Raw genomic sequence first — 19,526 nt, 5'->3', positions numbered from 1 at the left:
GCGCCGGCGGCGCCGGCCGCGCCAGCGGCCCCCGTCGTCGTCCCGCAGGAGGCGCCGGCCCGCCCCGCCGAGCTCCCGGTCACCCCGCCCGCCCCGGTCGCGGTGCCCGGCACGCCGTGCCTGTCCAGCGCCCGCGCCTGCGTCGACCTCTCCGCCAACCAGGCCTGGCTGATCCGCGACGGCGCCATCTCCTACGGCCCGGTGCCGATCACCCACGGCCGCAAGGGCTTCCGCACCCCGCCGGGCACGTTCACCGTCACCTTCAAGAACAGGCACCACGTCAGCTCGATCTACGACGCCCCGATGCCGTACTCGGTGTTCTTCAACGGCGGCATCGCCTTCCACCAGGGCAGCCTGCGGGAGAAGTCGCACGGCTGCATCCACCTGTCGCGCTCGGCGGCGCGGGAGTTCTTCGGCTCGCTCAGCCGCGGCGACGTGGTGCAGGTCGTGCGGTAAGCGGCGTCACGCCCGGGTGCGCGCCCGCGCACCGGGGGGAAGACTCGGCGCATGGCCACCGACGACGCCGCCGCTTCCGGGTTCCGCATCGAGCACGACACGATGGGCGAGGTCCGGGTACCCGCCGACGCCCTGTGGCGGGCCCAGACCCAGCGCGCCGTCGAGAACTTCCCGATCTCCGGGCGGGGCCTGGAGCGCTCCCAGATCCGCGCGCTCGGCCTGGTGAAGGCGGCCGCGGCCCGGGTCAACGGCAAGATCGGTGTGCTCGACGCGGAGAAGGCGGAGGCGATCGCGGCCGCGGCCGACCGGGTCGCCGCCGGCGAGTTCGACGACCACTTCCCGATCGACGTGTTCCAGACCGGGTCGGGCACCAGCTCGAACATGAACGCCAACGAGGTGATCGCCTCGGTGGCCGCGGCGGCCGGCGTCGAGGTGCACCCGAACGACCACGTCAACGCGTCGCAGTCGTCCAACGACGTCTTCCCGACGACGATCCACCTCGCCGCGACCGAGGCCATGGCCGTCGACCTGGTCGACGCGCTCGACCACCTCGCCGGCTCCCTGCGCCGGCGCGCCGCCGACTGGGCCGAGGTCGTCAAGTCCGGTCGCACGCACCTGATGGACGCCGTCCCGGTCACCCTCGGCCAGGAGGCCGGCGGGTGGGCCACCCAGGTCGGGTACGGCGCCGACCGGGTCCGCAGCGCGATCCCCCGCCTCGCCCAGCTGCCGATCGGCGGCACCGCGGTCGGCACCGGGATCAACGCGCCCGACGGCTTCGGCGCGATGGTCGTCGACGAGCTGCGCGCGGCCACCGGCCGCCGGGAGCTGACCGAGGCCGAGGACCACTTCGAGGCCCAGGGCGCGCGCGACGGGCTGGTCGAGGCGTCCGGGGCGCTGCGCACGATCGCGGTGTCCCTGTTCAAGATCGCCAACGACATCCGCTGGCTGGGCTCGGGCCCGCGCACCGGTCTGGCCGAGCTGCGCCTGCCCGACCTGCAGCCGGGCAGCTCGATCATGCCCGGCAAGGTCAACCCGGTGATCTGCGAGGCGACCATGATGGTGGCCTCGCAGGTGATCGGCAACGACGCCACCGTCGCGTTCGCCGGCGCCCAGGGCAACCTCGAGCTCAACGTGATGATGCCGGTGATGGCCCGCAACCTGCTGGAGTCGGTGCGGCTGCTCGCCGCCGTGTCGCGGCTGCTGGCCGACAAGGTCGTCGACGGCATGGAGGCCGACGAGGAGCGCACCCGCGAGTACGCCGAGTCGTCGCCGTCGGTGGTGACGCCGCTGAACCGCTACCTCGGCTACGAGGAGGCGGCGTCGATCGCGAAGCAGTCGCTCAAGGAGCGCAAGACGATCCGCGAGGTCGTGGTCGAGCGGGGGCACGTGCGCGACGGCAAGCTCACCGAGGAGCAGCTGGACTCCGCCCTGGACGTGCTCCGCATGACGCGCGGCTGATCGCCCCGGCTTCCCCGTCGGCGGCGCGGGCCAGCCGGGTCGACAGCTCCGCCAGGACGGTGCGCAGCTCCGGTGGTGAGACGACCTCGAACTCCTCACCGAGCACGCCCAGCGCCATCGCAGGCCACAGCAGGTCGTCGGTGGTCATGGTGACGCGGCAGCGGTCGGCGCCCAGCTCCTCGGTGACGAACCAGCGGCCCATCCGCTCCCGCACGCGCTCCGCCGGCGCCTCGACCACCGCCTCCACCGCGTGCGAAGCGGGGATGCGGGTGATCCCGGCCAGCACGAACGCCGCCGCGTCCGCGGCCGGCAGCTCGCGCGGGCGGAACCGGGCGCCGGTCCCCCGCGGCCCGGTGACCCGGTCGAGGCGGAAGCTGCGCCAGTCGTTGCGGTCGAGGTCGTAGGCCACGACGTACCAGCGCCGCCCGAGCGAGACCAGCCGCAGCGGTTCGGCGTGGCGGGAGGTCTCGGCGCCGTCCTGGGCGGTGTAGCGGAACCGCACCCGCTCGGCGTCGCGGCAGGCCTGGGCCAGCACGGCGAGCACGTCGGCGTCGACCGCGGGCCCGGGCGCGCCGCCCCACGAGCCCGGCACCGTGGCCGTGCGGACGGCGTCCACCCGCCGGCGCAGCCGCGCCGGCATCACCTGCACGACCTTGGCCAGCGCCCGCACGGCCGCGTCCTGGATGCCCGACGCCGCGCCCTGGGTGGCGGCCTGCATGCCGACGGCCAGCGCCACCGCCTCCTCGTCGTCGAGGATCAGCGGCGGCAGCGTCGCCCCGGCGGCCAGCTGGTAGCCGCCGTCGACACCGCGGCTGGCCTCGACGGGGTAGCCCAGCTCGCGCAGCCGGTCGACGTCGCGGCGCAGCGTGCGCGGCGAGACCCCGAGCCGCTCGGCGAGCACCGGCCCCGGCCAGTACCGGCGCGTCTGCAGCAGCGACAGCAGCCGCAGGGTGCGGGAGCTCGTGTTCGCCATGACCCCCATCCTGCGCCCATCTCCGGTCAGAAAGTGGCCGCTGCGTCGGGATTGAGGTCAGGAACTGACCGCTGGCCCTCCTAATCTGGTTCCAGTGAGCGGGTCGGAAGACCCGGTCGGACGACCGAAAGGCCAGGAGATGACCACCATGGAGCAGACCCTCACCGGTGAGCGCGCCGACCTGCTGGAGACCCTGCGCGTGCACCGGCAGTTCCTGCGCGGCACCGCCGACGGCCTCACCGACGAGCAGGCCGCCACCCGCAGCACCGTCAGCGAGCTGACGATCGGCGGGCTGATCAAGCACGTGGCGGCCATGGAGTCACAGTGGGTCGACTTCATCGAGCAGGGCACCTCGGCCATCGAGAGCGACCCCGACGACTGGACGGAGTTCGCGAACGGCTTCGCGATGCTGGATGGCGAGACGCTGCAGGTCCTGCTCGACCGCTACGAGGAGATCGCCCGGCGCACCGACGAGGTGCTGATCACGCTGCCCGACCTCGACATCTCGCACGCGCTGCCGACGGCGCCGTGGTTCGCGCCGGGCGCGCGCCGCTCGGCCCGGCGCGTCTTCACCCACCTCGTCGGCGAGATCTCCCAGCACGCCGGGCACGCCGACATCATCCGCGAGGCCATCGACGGCCGGAAGTCGATGGGCTGAGCCACCGGGTGGCGTCGCAGGATCGCGATGCCTGCGACGCCGCCGGGTGTCGGACCGGGTGGTCGAACTCGCCGCCGCGGGCGAGCCGCCGAGACGTTGACGCCGCGCGGGCTGTCGGTGTGGGCTGCCAGGATGGGGTCCATGCTGCTCAGCGACGTGGTCGCCACCTCGGCGGCGGTCGGGGCCACCCGCTCCCGCACCGCCAAGGCCACCGCGCTCGCCGACGCCCTGCGCGCGGCCGCGCCGGAGGAGGTCGAGGCGGTCACCGCGTGGCTGTCGGGCGAGGCGCGGCAGGGCCGCATCGGCGCCGGGTGGCGCACCCTCGCCGCCCTCGACCACGCCCCGGCCGACCGGCCGACCCTGCGGGTCGAGGTGGTCGACCGGCTGCTCGACGAGCTGGCCGCCACCACCGGCAGCGGCTCGGTCGCCCGTCGGGCCGCGCTGCTCGGCGAGCTGTTCGGCGCGGCAACGGCCGACGAGCAGGCCTTCCTGCGCCGGCTGATCACCGGCGAGCTGCGCCAGGGCGCGCTCGAAGGCGTGATGCTGGAGGCGATCGCCGGCGCCGCCGCGGTGCCGGCCGCCGTCGTCCGGCGGGCGTTCATGCTGTCCGGTCGGCTGCCCGGCACGGCAGCGCTGGCGCTGTCCGGCGGGGTCGAGGCCCTCCAGGCGGTCGCGCTGCGGGTCGGCACGCCGGTCCGCCCGATGCTGGCCTCCCCCGCCGACACGCTCGACTCCGCGCTGGCCGACCTCGGCTCCGAGGTGAGCGTCGAGCACAAGCTCGACGGCGCCCGCATCCAGGTCCACCGCGACGGCGACGACGTCCGCATCTGGACCAGGACGCTGCGCGAGATCACCGCGTCGGTGCCCGAGCTGGTCGAGTTCGCCCGCGACCTGCCGTGCACGTCGGTCGTGCTCGACGGCGAGACGCTCGCGCTCACCGACGACGGCCGCCCCCGCCCCTTCCAGGAGACGATGAGCCGCTTCGGCGCCGCCGCCGGGGAAGAGCTGCTGCGGCCCTTCTTCTTCGACTGCCTCGCCCTCGACGGCACCGACCTGCTCGACGAGCCCCTCGCCGTCCGGCTGGAGGCCCTGGAGAAGGTGGCCGGCCCGCACCGCATGCCCGGCACCGTCCGCCCCACCCCCGACGAGGCCGCCCAGGTCCTGGCCGACGCGCTGGACGCCGGCCACGAGGGCGTCATGGTCAAGTCGCTGACCAGCCCCTACGCCGCCGGCCGGCGCGGCAAGGCCTGGCAGAAGGTCAAGCCGGTGCACACCCTCGACCTCGTCGTCATCGGCGCCGAGTGGGGCTACGGCCGCCGCACGGGCTCGCTGTCCAACATCCACCTCGGCGCCCGCGACCCCGACGGCAACGATCCGATCATGGTCGGCAAGACGTTCAAGGGCATGACCGACGAGCTCCTGGCCTGGCAGACGGCCACGTTCCCGCAGTTCACGCGCGAGGAGGTGCCGGGCGCGGTGCTCCTGCACCCGGAGCTCGTCGTCGAGATCGAGCTCGACGGCGTCCAGCGCAGCACCCGCTACCCCGGTGGCGTCGCGCTGCGCTTCGCCCGGGTCCTGCGCTACCGCCCCGACAAGACCCCCGCCGAAGCCGACACCATCGACGCGGTCCGAGCCCTCCTCCGCGACTGACCCGCCGCCGACCGAGCGAGAGCGGCTCGCGTCCACCATGGTTGGACGAGAGCCGCTCTCGTCGGAGTCAGGACCCGGTCGGCGACGGCGTCGTGAGGGTCGCGATGGTGCCCTGGGCGACGGCGCACAGCGTGGGCTCCCCCGCCTCGTCCAGCGCCTCGACGTCGCAGCGGCACACCACCCGCGCCCGCCCGGCCCGGACCACCCTCGCCCGGGCCCGCAGCGTCCGACCCGTCGCCGGGCGCAGGTAGTCGATGGTGAGGCCGGCCGTCACCAGGCCCGGGCCGATGGCCGCCCCGGCGGCGAAGGTGAGCGCGTTGTCGGCGGCGTAGCTGAGCACGCCGCCGTGCACGAAGCCCATCTGCTGGCGCAGCTCGTCGCGAATGTCCAGCTCCAGCACGGCCGCCCCGTCGCCGAACTCGGTCAGCCGCGCCCCCAGCAGCCGGCTGAACGGCTGGGCGTCCAGCACGCCCTGGGCGTACTCCAGCGGTGTCGTCATCCCGCACCTCACTTCGTATGTGAAGTGAGGATCGCCAACCGGCCCGCCGGCTGTCAAGATCGTGGCGTGGCCGACCCCGACCAGCGCCTGTACTTCCTGCTCCAGCGCGCGGCCCACTCCCTGCGCCTGGACGCCGACCGGCGCTGCCTCGCCGCGGCCGGCATCACGACCGCGCAGCTCGGGGCGCTGTTCGCGGTGCACGACGAGCCCGGGCTCACCCAGCGGGAGCTGGCCCGGGCGCTCGGCCTGCGGGAGTCGGCGGTCACCGGGCTGGTCGGGCGGCTGGTCGCGGCCGGCCTGATCCGGCGGCAGCCGCACCCGAGCGAGCACCGGGCCGTCGTGCTGGAGCTTTCGGAGCGGGGCGAGGAGGTGCTGCGGTCCGCCCGGCCCGAGATCGACCGGTTCAACGCCGAGCTGCACGCCGTCCTCGGCGACGACTTCGCCGCCACCGCGCAGGCCCTGCACCGCCTCGCCCACCGCGACACCGGGCCGACCTAGCCCAGCGGGCGTAGTATCCCGATACCGTGCGCTTTCTCGACGGCCAACGGCCCGGTCACGACCTCACCTACGACGACGTCTTCCTCGTCCCCGGCCGGTCGTCGGTGGCCTCCCGGTTCGACGTCGACCTCGCCACCGCCGACGGTTCAGGTGCGACGGTGCCCGTCGTCGCCGCCAACATGACCGCCGTCGCCGGCCGCCGGATGGCCGAGACGCTGGCCCGCCGCGGCGCGCTCACGGTGCTCCCCCAGGACGTCGCGCCCGAGGCGGTGGCCGACATCGTCCGGTTCATCAAGTCGCGGCACGCGGTGTGGGACACCCCGCTCGTGCTGTCCCCCGGCGACGCCGTGGCCGACGCGGTCAACCTGCTGGCCAAGCGCGCGCACGGCGCCGTCGTCGTGGTCGACGACGGCGGGCGCCCGGTCGGCACCGTCGACGAGGCCGCCTGCACCGGCGTCGACCGCTTCACCCGGCTCGCGGACGTGCTGGAGCCCTCCCCGTTGACGCTGCCGCTGGACACCTCGCCGCGCGAGGTCTTCGACGCGCTCGGCGGGCGCGGCGTCGCCCTGGGCGTCGACGGCGACGGCCAGCTGGCTGGCCTGCTCACCTCTCTCGGCGCGCTGCGCGCCGGCATCTACCGCCCCTCGCTCGACGCCGACGGCCGGCTGCGCACGGCGGCCGCGGTCGGCATCAACGGCGACGTGGCGGTCAAGGCGAAGGCGCTGCTCGACGCGGGCGTCGACGTGCTCGTGGTGGACACCGCGCACGGCCACCAGGACAAGATGCTGGAGGCGCTGCGGGCGGTGCGCGGCGTGGTCACCGACGCCGGCGCCGCGGTGCCGGTGGTGGCGGGCAACGTGGTCACCGCCGAGGGCGTCGCCGACCTGGCCGAGGCCGGCGCCGACATCGTCAAGGTCGGGGTCGGGCCGGGCGCGATGTGCACCACCCGGATGGCCACCGGCGTCGGGCGGCCGCAGTTCTCCGCGGTGCTGGAGTGCGCCGAAGCCGGGCGACAGCACGGCGTGCGCATCTGGGCCGACGGCGGCGTGCGCCACCCGCGCGACGTGGCCCTGGCGCTGGCCGCGGGCGCGTCCGCGGTGATGATCGGGTCGTGGCTGGCCGGCACCTACGAGTCGCCGGGCGACCTGCTGCGCGACGAGTCCGGCCGGCTGTACAAGGAGTGCTTCGGGATGGCGTCCAAGCGCGCCGTCGGGGCCCGCACCCGCGGCGACGGCGCCTTCGACCAGGCCCGCAAGGCCCTGTTCGAGGAGGGCATCTCCAGCTCCCGGCAGTGGCTCGACCCGCGCCGCCCCGGCGTGGAGGACGTGCTCGACGAGATCTGCTCCGGGGTGCGCTCCACCTGCACCTACGCCGGTGCCCGCACGCTCGACGAGCTGCACGAGCGCGCCGTCGTGGGCACCCAGACGACCGCGGGGTTCGCCGAGGGCACCCCGCACGGCCTCTGATGACCGCGCAGAGGCAGGGCACCGTGGACACCTGGCGCGAGCGCGCCGCCGAGCTGGACGCGGCCGACCCGCTGGCCGCCGTCCGCGACGAGTTCCTGCTCGACGCCGCCCCCCGCGTCGTCTCCTACCTGGACGGCAACTCGCTGGGCCGGCCGCTGCGCGTCACCGGCGAGCGGATGGCCGCCTTCATCGCGCAGGAGTGGGGCGGGCGGCTCATCCGGGGCTGGACCGACGGCTGGATGGACTGGCCGACCCAGCTCGGCGACCAGCTGGGCCGGGCGGTGCTCGGCGCCGCACCCGGGCAGACCGTCGTCGCCGACTCGACGACGGTGATGCTCTACAAGCTCGCGAGGGCCGCCGTCGACGCGGCACCCGACGGCCGCGACGAGATCGTCTGCGACACCGACAACTTCCCCACCGACCGCTACGTCGTCGAGGGCATCGCCGCCGAGCGCGGCTGCCGGGTGCGCTGGATCGAGACCGACCCGGACGCGGGCGTCACCCTCGACCAGGTGCGCGCGGCCGTCGGGTCGCGCACGGCGCTGGCCCTGTTCAGCCACGTCGCCTACCGGTCGGCGCACCTCGCCGACGCCCCCGGCATCACCCGCGCCGTGCACGACGCCGGCGGGCTCGTGCTGTGGGACCTCAGCCACTCCGTCGGCTCGGTCGAGCTCGACCTGGACGGCTGGGGCGTCGACCTGGCCGTCGGCTGCACCTACAAGTACCTGTGCGGCGGCCCCGGCGCGCCGGCGTTCGGCTACCTCGCCGCCCGTCACCATGGCGTGCTGCGCCAGCCGGTGCAGGGCTGGATGGGCCACGCCGAGCCGTTCACGATGGGCCCCGGCTACGCGGCCGCCACCGGGGCGCGGGCGCTGCTCAGCGGCACCCCGCCGATCGTGGCGATGGTGCCGGTGCGCTGCGGGCTCGACCTCGTCGAGCGCGTCGGGATGGCGGCGATCCGGGCCAAGTCGGTGCTGCTCACCCGCTTCGCACTCGACCTCGCCGACGAGCTGCTGGCCGGCGCGGGCGTCACCGTCGCCAGCCCGCGCGACGACACCACCCGCGGCGGGCACGTCACGCTGCGCCGACCCGACTTCCGCGCGGTCAACGACAGGCTGTGGGATGCCGGGGTGATCGGGGACTTCCGCGCCCCGGACGGCATCCGGCTCGGGCTGGCCCCGCTGAGCACCAGCTTCACCGAGGTCCTCGACGGGATGCTCGTGCTGGCGAAGGAGGCGACCCGATGACCACCGAGGAACGCGGCACGCGGCCGGTCGAGGAGGAGGTCGTGCGCGATTTCAGCGCGACCATGTCCTACTCGGACTACCTGCACCTCGACGAGCTGCTGGCCGCCCAGCACCCGGTCAGCCGCCCCCCGCACCACGACGAGATGCTGTTCATCATCCAGCACCAGACCACCGAGCTGTGGCTCAAGCTGGTGCTGCACGAGCTGCGCGCGGCCATGCGCCACCTTTCCGCCGACGAGCTCAAGCTGGCGATGAAGAACCTCGCCCGGGTCAAGCACGTGCAGCGCACGTTGATCGAGCAGTGGTCGGTGCTGGCCACCCTGACCCCGGCCGAGTACCTGGAGTTCCGCGGCGCGCTGGCCAGCTCGTCGGGGTTCCAGAGCCAGCAGTACCGGGCGGTGGAGTTCGCGCTGGGCAACAAGAACGCCGCCATGCTGGAGGTCTTCCGCCACGACGAGGCACGCCGCCGGGAGCTGGCCGAACTGCTGGCGGCGCCCAGCCTCTACGACGAGTTCCTGCGCCACCTGGCCCGGCGGGGCTGGCCGGTCCCCCGGGACGTGCTCGACCGCGACGTCACGAAGACGCACGTGCTGCACGAGGGCGTCGTCGAGGTGTTCCGGGGCGTCTACCGCGACGTGGAGGAGCACTGGGAGGTCTACGAGGCCTGCGAGGACCTGGTCGACCTGGAGGACAGCTTCCAGGTGTGGCGGTTCCGCCACCTGCGCACGGTGCAGCGCACCATCGGCTTCCGCCGCGGCACCGGCGGCTCGTCGGGCACCGGCTTCCTGGCCCGCGCGCTCGAGCTGACGTTCTTCCCCGAGCTCTACGCGGTCCGGACCGAACTGGGCGACTGACGCCGAGCGCGGCCGCCGCCGGTTGCGCAAACAATGGCATGCGTTCGATCGCGGAGCGCCGGGCTCGATCGGCGCATCCCGATCGGGGCCGTTCGGTCGATTGTCCGCGAGAACGCGATCGGGCAGCATTGATCCGCATGACCGGAACGTCGCCGACATTCCTGCGGATGGATCGCCCGGAATTGACGGCGGACAACGTCATGATCGTGCGCGCAGTACCCCCCGCCGACCGGCAACGCCGACGGACGAGTTCGTCGGCCCCCTTGGCCTACCTGTTCGAAACCGTTTCCCCGTACGAACCGGACAGTGATGTCGAGCTGAATGCCGGGCACTACGACCGGACCAACCTGGTCTGGTCGTTCTCCGGTGAGGTGACCGCGATCGTCGGCCTCACCGAGCCACTGGGCCCCGGGGACGACCGTCCCCGGCCGACGGATGGAGGTCCGTGATGTCCGCACCCGTTCTGACGAGGAACCCGCTCCGCACGTCCCGGTCGATGCTCAACGGCCACGTGGTGCCCGACGGCGCCACGCCCACCGAGGACGGCCTGCCGCTGGGCTACCTCTACTCCGAGTTCCGCGTGGAGGGCGAGCAGCCCTTCCTCGGCCTCGGCCACTACGACCCCGACCTGCAGGTCTGGGTCGTGCCGGACGGCGTGCCCACCATGGGCGTCGCGACCAAGACCCGCACCAGCGGCTCGAACTGCGGCGACTGCGTCACCGACGACGCCTGCGCCTGAGCCGACGACGATGGCGCAGCACCCGACCGTCCTGATCCTCACCCAGGAGTTCGACCCCACCGCCGACCCGGTCGTGCACGCGCTGCGCGAGCGGGACGCCGAGATCGTGCGCGTCGACCTGAGCTACTTCCCGCAGCAGCTCAGCCTCACCGCGTCCGACTTCGGGGCCGAGCGGCGGGTGCTGCGCCACCGCGACCGCGCCGTCGACCTCGACGCGCTCGACGGCGTCTGGTACCGGCGCCCCACCACGTTCGCGTTCGACCCGGCCATGGGCGAGGCGGAGGTGCAGTTCGCCCGCAGCGAGGCCCTGCACGGCGTCGGCGGCATCCTGCGCGCCACCGACTGCCTCTGGGTCAACCGCCCCGACCTCGACGGCACCGCCGAGCTCAAGCCCTACCACTCGCAGCTGGCCAAGCGGCTGGGCTTCCGCACGCCGCGCACGCTGATGACCAACGACCCGGCCGAGGTCACCGCGCTGTTGCGGGAGAGCGGCGGCAAGATCGTCTACAAGGCGCTCAGCGGCGGGGTGGTGCACTACCCCGGCGCGTTCCCGAACGGCCTGCTCACCACCGTGGTCGGCGAGGAGATGAACGAGCACGTCGACCGCGTGCGGCACACCATCTGCACGTTCCAGGAATACATCGAGAAGGCCTACGAGGTCCGGCTGACGGTCATCGGCAACACCTACTTCCCGGTCGTCATCACGTCGCAGTCCGAGGATTCCACGGCGGTCGACTGGCGCGGCGCCGATGAACTGCCCTACGGTGATTACGTCCCCTTGCCCGACCACATCGTCAAGAACGTGCACGCGCTGATGGACGAACTCGGACTGGTCTACGGCGCGGTCGACTTCATCGTCACCCCGGACGGCGACCACGTGTTCCTGGAAGTCAACCCGAACGGCCAGTTCATCTGGATGGAACACGACCTCGGCCTGCCGATGGGCACCTGCCTGGCCGAGCTGCTGATGTCCGGGCGGGCGTTCCGGCGCGGCGACGTGACCCAGATCGGCTACTGATGCTGGCGTCCGCGACGACGGCCGCGCTGCTGGTCGCCTTCGGGATGTCCGCCGCGGCCAAGCTCGCCGACCCGGGGGCGTTCCGCCGCTCGCTGCCGGCCACGCTGGGCATACCGCCGCTGCGCGCGACCCGGCTCGCCCCCGTGGTCGTGGCCGCCGAACTGGCCGTGCTGCCGCCCCTGGTGGTCGGGCTGTGGTGGGCACCCGCGGCGCTGGTCGGGTTCGCGCTGGCCGGCGCGCTGCTGGTCGCGTTCACCGCGGCCCTGGCCTCGATGATCCGGCGCGGGGTCACCGAGCCCTGCCACTGCTTCGGCGCCCAGGACTCACCCCCCGGTCGGCTCGACCTCGTCCGCAACGGGCTGCTGCTGGCGTTCGCGGCCACCGGGTTCCTGGTCGCCGGGCCGGCCTTCGCGGCGCCCGGGATCGAGGTGGCCGGCGGGGCGCTGCTCGGGGTGGCCGCTGCGTTGCTGGTGGTGCGGCTCGACGACCTGCGCTGGATGCTCTCGCCGGTGCTGCCCGGCTCCGGCTGACGACGAGGAGGTCGAACGAACGGTGTCGGAGTCCGCTGTCGTACTGGCCGTGCTGGGCCCGCTCGGGCTGGCCAACCTCGTGCTGGTGGTGGGCCTGCTGCGACGCCTGCGCCGGCACGACGCGCTGATGCAGACGATGATCGACGGGGTGGCCAACCCCGAGCCGATCATGCTGACGGCCGGGGAGGAGATCCGGGACTTCAACTCGACGACGGCTGCCGGCAAACCGGTCGGGTCCGCCGACCTGCACGGCCGCACGCTGGTCGCGTTCCTGTCGCCGACCTGCCCCGCGTGCATCGACTCGCTGCCGCTGTTCACCGCGCGCGCCCAGCTGACCCCGGGCGGGCCGGAGCAGGTGCTGGCCGTCGTCGTGGGCCACGAGGAGGAGACCACCGAACTGCGCGAGCGGCTCGAACCGGTGGCCCGGGTGGTCGTCGAGCCGCCGTCCGGGCCGGTGGCCGCGGCCTTCGGCGTGCTCGGCTTCCCGGCCTTCGCCGTGCTGGACGACCACACCGTCGCGGCCAGCGACTTCGCGCTGGAGCGCCTCCCGGACACCGCGGCTGCGTGAGCGAGCCTGCGCGCGAACCGTCCGACACCGTGAGCGAGCGTGCGAGCGAACCACCCGACACCGTGAGCGAGCGTGCGAGCGAGCCACCCGGCACGGTGAGCGCGGCTGCCGAGCCGGACCCCGAGCGGCTGCTGCGCCCCGCGCTGGCGCTGGCCCGGGAGGTGGCCGCGCCGCTGCTGGCGGTGCGGCTCGCGGTGGGGCTGGTGGCCGCGCTCGTCCCGGCCGGCGTCGCGTGGCTGACGAAGGTCGTGCTCGACCGGCTGGTCGACGGCGGCGAGTTGGCGCTGCCGGTGGCCGGGCTCGCGCTGGGCGGGGTGGCGGTGGCCGCGCTGCCCCAGCTGGTGGAGTACCTCGACGCGGAGCTGCGCCGGGCCTTCGCGCTGGCCACCCGCCAGCGGCTCTACAGCGCCGTCGGCCGGCTGCGCGGGCTGGCCCGGCACGAGGACCCGGACTTCCAGACCCGGCTGTCGTTGGCCACCGAGGTCGGTCCGACGGGCCCCGCCGAGGTGCTGACCAGCTCCATCGCCGTCGTGCAGGGCGCGGTGATGGCCGCGGGGTTCCTGTCCGCGCTGGCCGTGGTCAACCCGTGGATGTTGGTGGTGGTGCTGGCCGCGGCGGCTCCGTCGCTGCGGGCCGAGCTGGCGCTCAGCCGCCACCGCGCCGCCATGATCACCCAGCTCGGGCACGCGGCCCGCCGCGAGCACTTCTACGCCCAGCTCATCGCCAGTGTGGAGGCGGCCAAGGAGGTGCGCCTCTACGGCCTGGACGGGCTGTTCGCCGCGCGCATGGTCACCGAGCTGCGTCGGGTCGACGCCGGCTACCGGGCCGCCGACCGCCGCGAGCTGCGCGCGCAGGCCCTGCTGGGCGGGCTCGGCGCGCTCGTCGCCGGGGGCGGGTTGGCCTGGGCGGTGGCCGCGGCGAGCCGCGGGGAGCTCAGCGTGGGCGACGTGTCGGTGTTCGCGGCCGCCGTCGCCGGGGTGCAGGGCGGGCTCGGCGTGGCGATCAGCGCGTGGGCGCAGGCGCACCACGCGCTGCTGCTGTTCGGGCACTACCAGCACATCGTGCGGGCCGAGCCGGACCTGCCGGTGCGCGGCGACGGCTGCGCGGTGCCCGTGCTGGGCAGCGGCATCGAGTTCCGCGACGTCTGGTTCCGCTACGCCGACGACCTGCCGTGGATCCTGCGCGGGGCGTCGTTCACGTTGCGCGCCGGGGCGGCCACCGCGCTCGTCGGCAGCAACGGGGCGGGCAAGAGCACCCTGGTCAAGCTGCTGTGCCGGTTCTACGACCCGACGGCGGGCGCCATCCTGTGGGACGGGGTCGACCTGCGCGAGCTCGACCTCGACGAGTTGCGCAGCCGCATCGGCGCGGTGTTCCAGGACTTCATGCACTACGAGCTGTCCGCGGCGGAGAACATCGCCGTCGGCGACGTGGCCGCGCTCGACGACCGCGAGCGCGTGGCGCGGGCCGCGGCGTGGGCCGGCGTCGCGCCGGCCGTGGAGGCGCTGCCGCGCTCCTACGACACCATGCTGACCCGCATCTACATGTCCGCCGACGTCGGCGACGACCCGGTGACCGGGGTCGTGCTGTCCGGCGGCCAGTGGCAGCGGCTGGCCCTGGCCCGCGCCGTGTTCCGCCGCGACGCCGCGGTCGTCGTCCTCGACGAGCCGAGCTCGGGGCTCGACGCGGCCGCCGAGCACGAGGTGCACGAGCGGTTGCGGGAGCTGCGGACCGGGCGCACCAGCCTGCTCATCTCCCACCGGCTCAGCACCGTGCGCGACGCCGACCTGATCGTCGTGCTCGCCGACGGCGCCGTCGCCGAGTCCGGCGCGCACGACGAGCTGATGGCCCTGGGCGGCCGCTACGCGACCCTGTTCCGCCTCCAAGCAAGCGGCTACGCCTGACCCGCCCTCCCGTCGAGAACGAAGTTGTCGTGATCAACAGGCCCTGTTGATCACCGTAACTTCGTTCTCGACGAGACCGGGCTCGCCGCGGGTGGTCAGGCGGCGGGGCCCTCCAGCATCTCGGTGACCAGCGCGGCGATCGGGCTGCGCTCGCTGCGGGTCAGCGTGACGTGGGCGAACAGCGGGTGGCCCTTGAGCTTCTCGATCACCGCGGCCACGCCGTCGTGCCGGCCGACGCGCAGGTTGTCGCGCTGGGCCACGTCGTGGGTGAGGACCACCCGCGACGCCGTGCCCAACCGGGAGAGCACGGTGAGCAGCACGTTGCGCTCCAGCGACTGCGCCTCGTCGACGATGACGAACGAGTCGTGCAGGGAGCGGCCGCGGATGTGGGTGAGCGGGAGCACCTCCAGCATCCCCCTGGCCAGGACCTCGTCCATCACGTCCTGGCTGACCACGGCACCGAGCGTGTCGAAGACGGCCTGCGCCCAGGGCCCCATCTTCTCCGACTCGCTGCCGGGCAGGTAGCCGAGCTCCTGGCCGCCGACGGCGTACAGCGGCCGGAACACCACGACCTTGCGGTGCTGCTGGCGCTCCAGCACGGCCTCCAGCCCCGCGCACAGCGCGAGCGCCGACTTGCCGGTGCCGGCCCGCCCGCCCAGCGAGATGATCCCGACGTCCGGGTCGAGCAGCAGGTCGAGCGCCACGCGCTGCTCGGCGGAGCGGCCGTGCAGCCCGAAGGCCTCGCGGTCGCCGCGGACCAGCCGCACCCGCTTGTCCGCGGTCACCCGGCCCAGCGCCGACGCCGGCCCGGTGAGCCGCAGGCCGGTGTTGCACGGCAGCTCGCGGGCCAGGTCGTGGTCGATGACGCCCTCCCGGAAGAGGGTGTCGACGTCGGCCTGGGTGACCTCCAGGTCGGTCATCCCGGACCAGCCGGAGGACACCGCGTCGAGCGCGGTGTACTCCTCGGCGTTCAGCCCGACCGCGGCCGCCTTCACCCGCAGCGGGATGTCCTTGGTGACCAGCACGACCTCGCCGCGGCCGCCCTGGCGCCGCTCGGCGGCCAGGTTGAGCGCGCAGGCGAGGATGCGGCTGTCGTTCGAGTCGGTGCGGAAACCGGCGGGGAGCACCTCCGGGTCGGTGTGGTTGAGCTCGACGTGCAACGTGCCACCCGCGGTGCCGATCGGCACCGGGGCGTCCAGCCGGCCGTGTTCGACGCGGAGCTCGTCGAGCATGCGCAGCGCCGTGCGGGCGAACCACCCCAGCTCGGGGTGGTGCCGCTTGCCCTCGAGCTCGGAGATGACCACCAGCGGCAGGACGACCTCGTGCTCGTCGAACCGGGTCATCGACCACGGGTCCGACAGGAGTACAGAGGTGTCGAGCACGTAGCAGCGGGTGGCGTCCGAATCGGGGGCCAAACGACCTACGGTCACGGGTGCTCCCTCGTGGGCGCGGCACCGCGCCCACACTCTGGTGGGCCGGCCGGCCCTGGCTCGGACCTCCGCGACACCGCCGCGGACGCCCGCGAGGGCCGGGTGCCGGCCCCCTCGGGTGCATTCACCACGACCAGGGCCTCCCCGGGTGGTTCGCATCGGATACGAACCAACCGCGGATCACGCTACCGGCGGTCACCCCGGTGCGGTCAACAGCGACGCGCGGTCGCGGGGGTCCGACTCGCCGAGAATTAACACGAATGCCGACCGTTCGGCGCCCGGAGTTGACCTTCCGTCGCCGATCCGGCGAGTCGCCACACTCTGCGTGTTCGACCGCTCGGCGCTCTCGCTGCCGCCCATCGGCGCAATGTCGGAGCTGTCAGGGCTCAGCCCGCGCGGGCCACCGCGGCGCGGTCCGCCCCCAGCAGCGCCGGGATCGTGGGCCGCCCGACGAGCGCGGCGTGCCGCGCTCGCGCCACCGGCGCCGCGCCGCCCATGTGGTCCCCGACCAGCCGGAACCCCTCCACGTACGCGGTCGTGTACGCGCGCCAGACCGGGTGGGTCAGGAACGCCAGCATCCGGTCGGCGCGCCGGTCGTCGACCAGCAGCCAGCGCCGCAGGTGCCGGCGGGCGGCGTCCACCCCCGCCCGCCGGTCGTGCAGCAGCAGCGCGGCGTCCTGCCGGACCCGCAGCAGGCCCTGCATCGCCCGGTCGACCCGCTCGGCGAGCTCACCGTCCGTGCGCACGACGCCCACCTCCCGCAGCACTCCCTCCGCCCAGGTGCCCCATCCGGGGCCGACCGCGGCGTCCAGCGCGGTGTCGGCGAGACCTTCGGAGACCGTGCTGCACGGCGACAGCACCAGCGCCACGGCGTGCTCGGCCTCGCCGGAGGCGAGCGGACCGTCCTGCGTGCGGCACAGCTCGGTGTGGTGGCCGGGGTAGGTCTCGTGCGCCACGAGCGGGGCCAACTGGCCGGCCCGGGCCCTGGCCGCCGCGTTGAGCAGGACGGCCGAGCGGTGCGGCCCGCGGTGCTGGTGCAGCGCGGCCCACGGCGCGTCCGGCACGACCTCGAACGCGACCGACTCGTCAGGCGCGAGCCCGTACCCGGTGGCGACGCGCGCCCGCAGCGCGGCGGCGAGCGCCCGCGCACCCGGCAGGAGGCGGTCGGGGGCGAGCTCGTCGGCCCGGCGGTAGGTGGCGAGCCGGTCGGCCAGCGGGCCCCGGCCGGGCAGCAGGGCGTCCAGGTCGCGGTGGGCCGCGCGGTAACCGTCCTCGTCGCCGGGCCCGACCGCGACCCCGAGGCACAGCTCGACCTCCCGGCGGAACGGCACGGCCTCGCCGGCCAGCCGCCGCGCCGTGCACTCCGCAGCGGCCAACTGCGCCAGCAGCACCTCGCGGCGGTGGGGCGGCAGGCCGGCCGCGCGTACGTCGACGGCCAGTGCACGGGCTCGCGCGGCGAGCTCGGCCGGGGCGGTGACGGGCTCGTCGTCGACGGCGCGGCGCAGGCCGGGATCGCCGAGGTACGCACCCACCAGGCCCGGTGCGAGCCGGTCGAGCCGCAGCGCGAGGCGGACGAACTGGCGCGCCTCGCGGGCGCCTTGGGACATCGCTGCACGGTACCCCGCAAGGGCGGCGATCACCGTGCGTGTCGGCGCCGGAGGATACTGCGCCGATCAGGCGCGATGCGATCACCGCCCGTCACCGGCACTGCTGCGCCCCGGGAGTGCACCGACCTCCGGAATTGACCTGATCGTCCGCGTCACCACACCCACGGTAATGCGGTCACCCGATCGTGTTGCGGGGTTTGTGGTATGGCTCGGAGAATCGCTAGCTTTCTTCCCATCGGCGGGCGCTCCCCAATCGCAACGCCGACCCGCACAACGGCGAGGACAGTGGTCCCGCCGCTGCACCACACAGGAGAAGAAATGCTGAAGAAGGCTGGAATCGTTGTCGCCGTGGCCATCGCGGGGCTGGTCTCGGTGTCGCCGCTGGCTTTCGCGACCGAGGGCCACGACGACCACGACCGTGGTCACGGCCACCACCACTCCGCCCCCCGCGACATCGACTACACGAACGTCGAAGAGGGCAACCTGCGCAACGACTGCGCGTTCGGCCAGGCCGGCCCGCAGGTCCGTTCGAGCGCGTCCGGCGGCAGCAGCCTGCTGGGCGTCGCGAACCTGGTGACCGACATCGTCGCCCCGATCACCGCCCAGACGCAGCTGCTGAACTGCAACAACATCAACGTCTCCGACGTGATCGACCTCGGCTCGAACAACACCGACGTGCAGCGCCAGCGCACCGAGGTCGAGGGCTCGTTCAACCGCTCGTTCAACGGCTGACCCACACCGGCACCCGGCGGAGGGCGCGGACCGCCCCGGTCCGCGCCCTCCGCCGTTCCCGGGGCGTTCACCGGATCGAGTGCGTGACCTCCTCGCCGAACCCCTCGTTGACCGGGCAGTGGTGCGGGTCCTCGGATCCGACTCCACTCGTAATCGGACCGTCCGCGGTCCAGTGAACTCATCGGGAGTAGCAGTGCTGAAGAAGACCGGGATCATCGTCGCCACCGCGGCCGCGGGCCTGCTGGCCGTGGGTGGGTTCGCGTTCGCCACCACGCCGCACCACGACGAGCCCACCCGCGCCAACTACAGCAACGTCGAGGAGGGCAACCTCGGCAACGACTGCGCGTTCGGCCAGCAGGGCGCGCTCGTCGACCAGGACCTGACCGGCGGCAGCGGCGGACTGCTCGGCGTCGGCGGCGCGGTGACCGGTGCCGTGGCCCCGGTCCAGACGGCCACCCAGGCGCTGAACTGCACCAACATCAACGTCAGCGACGTCGCCGACATCGACTCGGGCAACACCACCCGCACCGAGACCGAGACCGAGGTCGAGGACTCCAACAACTCGACGACGACCGTCGGCGGCTGATCCACCCCGCTCGATCCCGCAGGGCCCGGAGCCCACGCGCCCGGGCCCTGCGGTTCTCCCGACGCCGCAGGCGCCGATTCCGCTACACCCGATCGAATGCGTCACCTTTCGCATCCCGGTCACCGCACCCGATCGTGTCAGCGGTTTTGGCGCGATCGACGAGCGCGATACGTTGAATGTGGTCGGCGGGCTCCCCCGGTCCGACGCCGACTCGGAAGCATCTGATCCGGAAACACTCCGGAACACGCAAGGAGAAGCTGTGCTGAAGAAGACTGGAATCATCATCGCCGCCGTCGCCGCCGGCGCCATCGCGCTCACCCCGTTCGCGTTCGCGCACGACGGCGGCTCGAGCGACGTGAACTACAGCAACGTCGAGTCCGGCAACCTGTCGAACGACTGCGAGTTCGGCCAGCAGGGCCCCGCCATCGACAGCACGGCCACCGGTGGCTCCAGCCTCGCCGCCGTCGCCGGTGCCGTCACCGACGTCATCGCCCCGGTCACCACCCAGACCCAGGCGCTGAACTGCACCAACCTCAACGTGTCCGACGTGATCGACTTCGACTCGAACAACGACACGGCCACCAGCACCGAGACCGAGGTCGAGGACTCCGGCAACACCACGGTCAGCGGCGGCTGATCCGCCACACCCCGCGGAA

Annotated in this window: 21 protein-coding genes; 17 read left to right on the top strand and 4 right to left on the bottom strand. The window is 73.7% G+C overall.

Going from position 1 to position 19,526, the window contains the following annotated elements:
* Together KIK08_RS12610 and KIK08_RS12605 are read left to right on the top strand one after the other, a co-directional pair.
* The coding region (locus KIK08_RS12610) for a L,D-transpeptidase (protein ID WP_250556877.1) at positions 1-456 on the top strand (456 nt) is incomplete at its 5' end.
* 51 nt (positions 457-507) lie between these two features.
* A complete protein-coding gene (locus tag KIK08_RS12605; RefSeq protein WP_214403266.1) occupies positions 508-1,914 on the top strand; it encodes a class II fumarate hydratase in 1,407 nt (468 codons plus the stop codon).
* Here the strand turns inward: KIK08_RS12605 and KIK08_RS12600 are convergent.
* On the bottom strand, positions 1,859-2,887 hold the full coding sequence (locus KIK08_RS12600; RefSeq protein WP_214403265.1) for a helix-turn-helix transcriptional regulator: 1,029 nt from the start codon (positions 2,885-2,887) through the stop codon (positions 1,859-1,861). The two genes, KIK08_RS12605 and KIK08_RS12600, sit on opposite strands and share 56 nt — an antisense overlap.
* Positions 2,888-3,035: 148 nt before the next feature.
* Between KIK08_RS12600 and KIK08_RS12595 the strand changes: the two genes are divergently transcribed.
* Together KIK08_RS12595 and KIK08_RS12590 are read left to right on the top strand one after the other, a co-directional pair.
* Positions 3,036-3,545: a DinB family protein gene (locus KIK08_RS12595; protein WP_214403264.1), complete on the top strand. Its 510-nt coding sequence runs from the start codon at positions 3,036-3,038 to the stop codon at positions 3,543-3,545.
* 141 nt (positions 3,546-3,686) lie between these two features.
* On the top strand, positions 3,687-5,195 hold the full coding sequence (locus tag KIK08_RS12590; protein ID WP_214403263.1) for an ATP-dependent DNA ligase: 1,509 nt from the start codon (positions 3,687-3,689) through the stop codon (positions 5,193-5,195).
* A 67-nt stretch (positions 5,196-5,262) separates the two neighbouring features.
* Here the strand turns inward: KIK08_RS12590 and KIK08_RS12585 are convergent, their stop codons facing one another.
* Positions 5,263-5,694: a PaaI family thioesterase gene (locus tag KIK08_RS12585; protein ID WP_214403262.1), complete on the bottom strand. Its 432-nt coding sequence runs from the start codon at positions 5,692-5,694 to the stop codon at positions 5,263-5,265.
* Between the two features lie 66 nt (positions 5,695-5,760).
* On the opposite strand from KIK08_RS12585, the gene KIK08_RS12580 reads away from it, so the two are divergent.
* The 10 genes from KIK08_RS12580 (at position 5,761) to KIK08_RS12535 (ending at position 14,515) form a co-directional block, all read left to right on the top strand.
* Complete coding sequence (locus tag KIK08_RS12580; RefSeq protein ID WP_214403261.1) at positions 5,761-6,192, top strand: MarR family winged helix-turn-helix transcriptional regulator; 432 nt, start codon at positions 5,761-5,763, stop codon at positions 6,190-6,192.
* Positions 6,193-6,218: 26 nt separating this feature from the next.
* A complete protein-coding gene (locus KIK08_RS12575; protein WP_214403260.1) occupies positions 6,219-7,658 on the top strand; it encodes a GuaB1 family IMP dehydrogenase-related protein in 1,440 nt (479 codons plus the stop codon).
* Positions 7,658-8,905 (top strand): kynureninase, encoded by a 1,248-nt coding sequence (locus KIK08_RS12570; RefSeq protein WP_214403259.1) that lies wholly within the window; start codon positions 7,658-7,660, stop codon positions 8,903-8,905. The genes KIK08_RS12575 and KIK08_RS12570 overlap by 1 nt, the downstream gene beginning before the upstream one ends.
* Positions 8,902-9,759: a tryptophan 2,3-dioxygenase gene (kynA, locus tag KIK08_RS12565; protein WP_214403258.1), complete on the top strand. Its 858-nt coding sequence runs from the start codon at positions 8,902-8,904 to the stop codon at positions 9,757-9,759. The genes KIK08_RS12570 and kynA overlap by 4 nt, the downstream gene beginning before the upstream one ends.
* Positions 9,760-9,896: 137 nt before the next feature.
* On the top strand, positions 9,897-10,208 hold the full coding sequence (locus tag KIK08_RS12560) for a hypothetical protein (protein ID WP_214403257.1): 312 nt from the start codon (positions 9,897-9,899) through the stop codon (positions 10,206-10,208).
* Complete coding sequence (locus tag KIK08_RS12555) at positions 10,208-10,498, top strand: hypothetical protein (RefSeq protein WP_214403256.1); 291 nt, start codon at positions 10,208-10,210, stop codon at positions 10,496-10,498. Before KIK08_RS12560 ends, KIK08_RS12555 begins: the two co-directional genes overlap by 1 nt.
* Before the next feature lie 10 nt (positions 10,499-10,508).
* On the top strand, positions 10,509-11,516 hold the full coding sequence (locus KIK08_RS12550) for an MvdC/MvdD family ATP grasp protein (RefSeq protein ID WP_214403255.1): 1,008 nt from the start codon (positions 10,509-10,511) through the stop codon (positions 11,514-11,516).
* Positions 11,516-12,046 (top strand): MauE/DoxX family redox-associated membrane protein, encoded by a 531-nt coding sequence (locus tag KIK08_RS12545; protein ID WP_214403254.1) that lies wholly within the window; start codon positions 11,516-11,518, stop codon positions 12,044-12,046. The genes KIK08_RS12550 and KIK08_RS12545 overlap by 1 nt, the downstream gene beginning before the upstream one ends.
* A gap of 22 nt (positions 12,047-12,068) precedes the next feature.
* A complete protein-coding gene (locus tag KIK08_RS12540) occupies positions 12,069-12,614 on the top strand; it encodes a TlpA family protein disulfide reductase (protein ID WP_214403253.1) in 546 nt (181 codons plus the stop codon).
* A gap of 62 nt (positions 12,615-12,676) precedes the next feature.
* Positions 12,677-14,515, top strand: a complete 1,839-nt coding sequence (locus tag KIK08_RS12535; RefSeq protein WP_308257606.1) for an ABC transporter ATP-binding protein — start codon at positions 12,677-12,679, stop codon at positions 14,513-14,515.
* A gap of 95 nt (positions 14,516-14,610) precedes the next feature.
* On the opposite strand, the gene phoH2 is transcribed toward KIK08_RS12535, so the two are convergent.
* Both phoH2 and KIK08_RS12525 read right to left on the bottom strand, forming a co-directional pair.
* Entirely contained in the window at positions 14,611-15,945 is a 1,335-nt protein-coding gene (gene phoH2, locus KIK08_RS12530) for an RNA 5'-3' helicase PhoH2 (protein WP_408004668.1), read from the bottom strand.
* Positions 15,946-16,331: 386 nt separating this feature from the next.
* Positions 16,332-17,552, bottom strand: a complete 1,221-nt coding sequence (locus tag KIK08_RS12525) for a DUF885 domain-containing protein (protein ID WP_214403252.1) — start codon at positions 17,550-17,552, stop codon at positions 16,332-16,334.
* 318 nt (positions 17,553-17,870) lie between these two features.
* On the opposite strand from KIK08_RS12525, the gene KIK08_RS12520 reads away from it, so the two are divergent.
* The 3 genes from KIK08_RS12520 to KIK08_RS12510 all read left to right on the top strand — a co-directional run bounded on the left by KIK08_RS12520 (position 17,871) and on the right by KIK08_RS12510 (position 19,507).
* On the top strand, positions 17,871-18,284 hold the full coding sequence (locus KIK08_RS12520; RefSeq protein WP_214403276.1) for a hypothetical protein: 414 nt from the start codon (positions 17,871-17,873) through the stop codon (positions 18,282-18,284).
* A 193-nt stretch (positions 18,285-18,477) separates the two neighbouring features.
* The gene (locus KIK08_RS12515) at positions 18,478-18,870 is read left to right on the top strand and encodes a hypothetical protein (RefSeq protein ID WP_214403251.1); all 393 of its coding nucleotides are present in this window, start codon (positions 18,478-18,480) and stop codon (positions 18,868-18,870) included.
* Between the two features lie 259 nt (positions 18,871-19,129).
* Complete coding sequence (locus KIK08_RS12510) at positions 19,130-19,507, top strand: hypothetical protein (RefSeq protein ID WP_214403250.1); 378 nt, start codon at positions 19,130-19,132, stop codon at positions 19,505-19,507.
* Positions 19,508-19,526: the final 19 nt, after the last annotated feature.

It is taken from the genome of Pseudonocardia lacus (assembly GCF_018531445.1).
In the GTDB taxonomy this organism is placed as follows: Bacteria; Actinomycetota; Actinomycetes; order Mycobacteriales; family Pseudonocardiaceae; genus Pseudonocardia; species Pseudonocardia lacus.
Note: the sequence above shows the minus strand (reverse complement) of the source record. Positions and strands in the feature narration are given on the sequence as shown.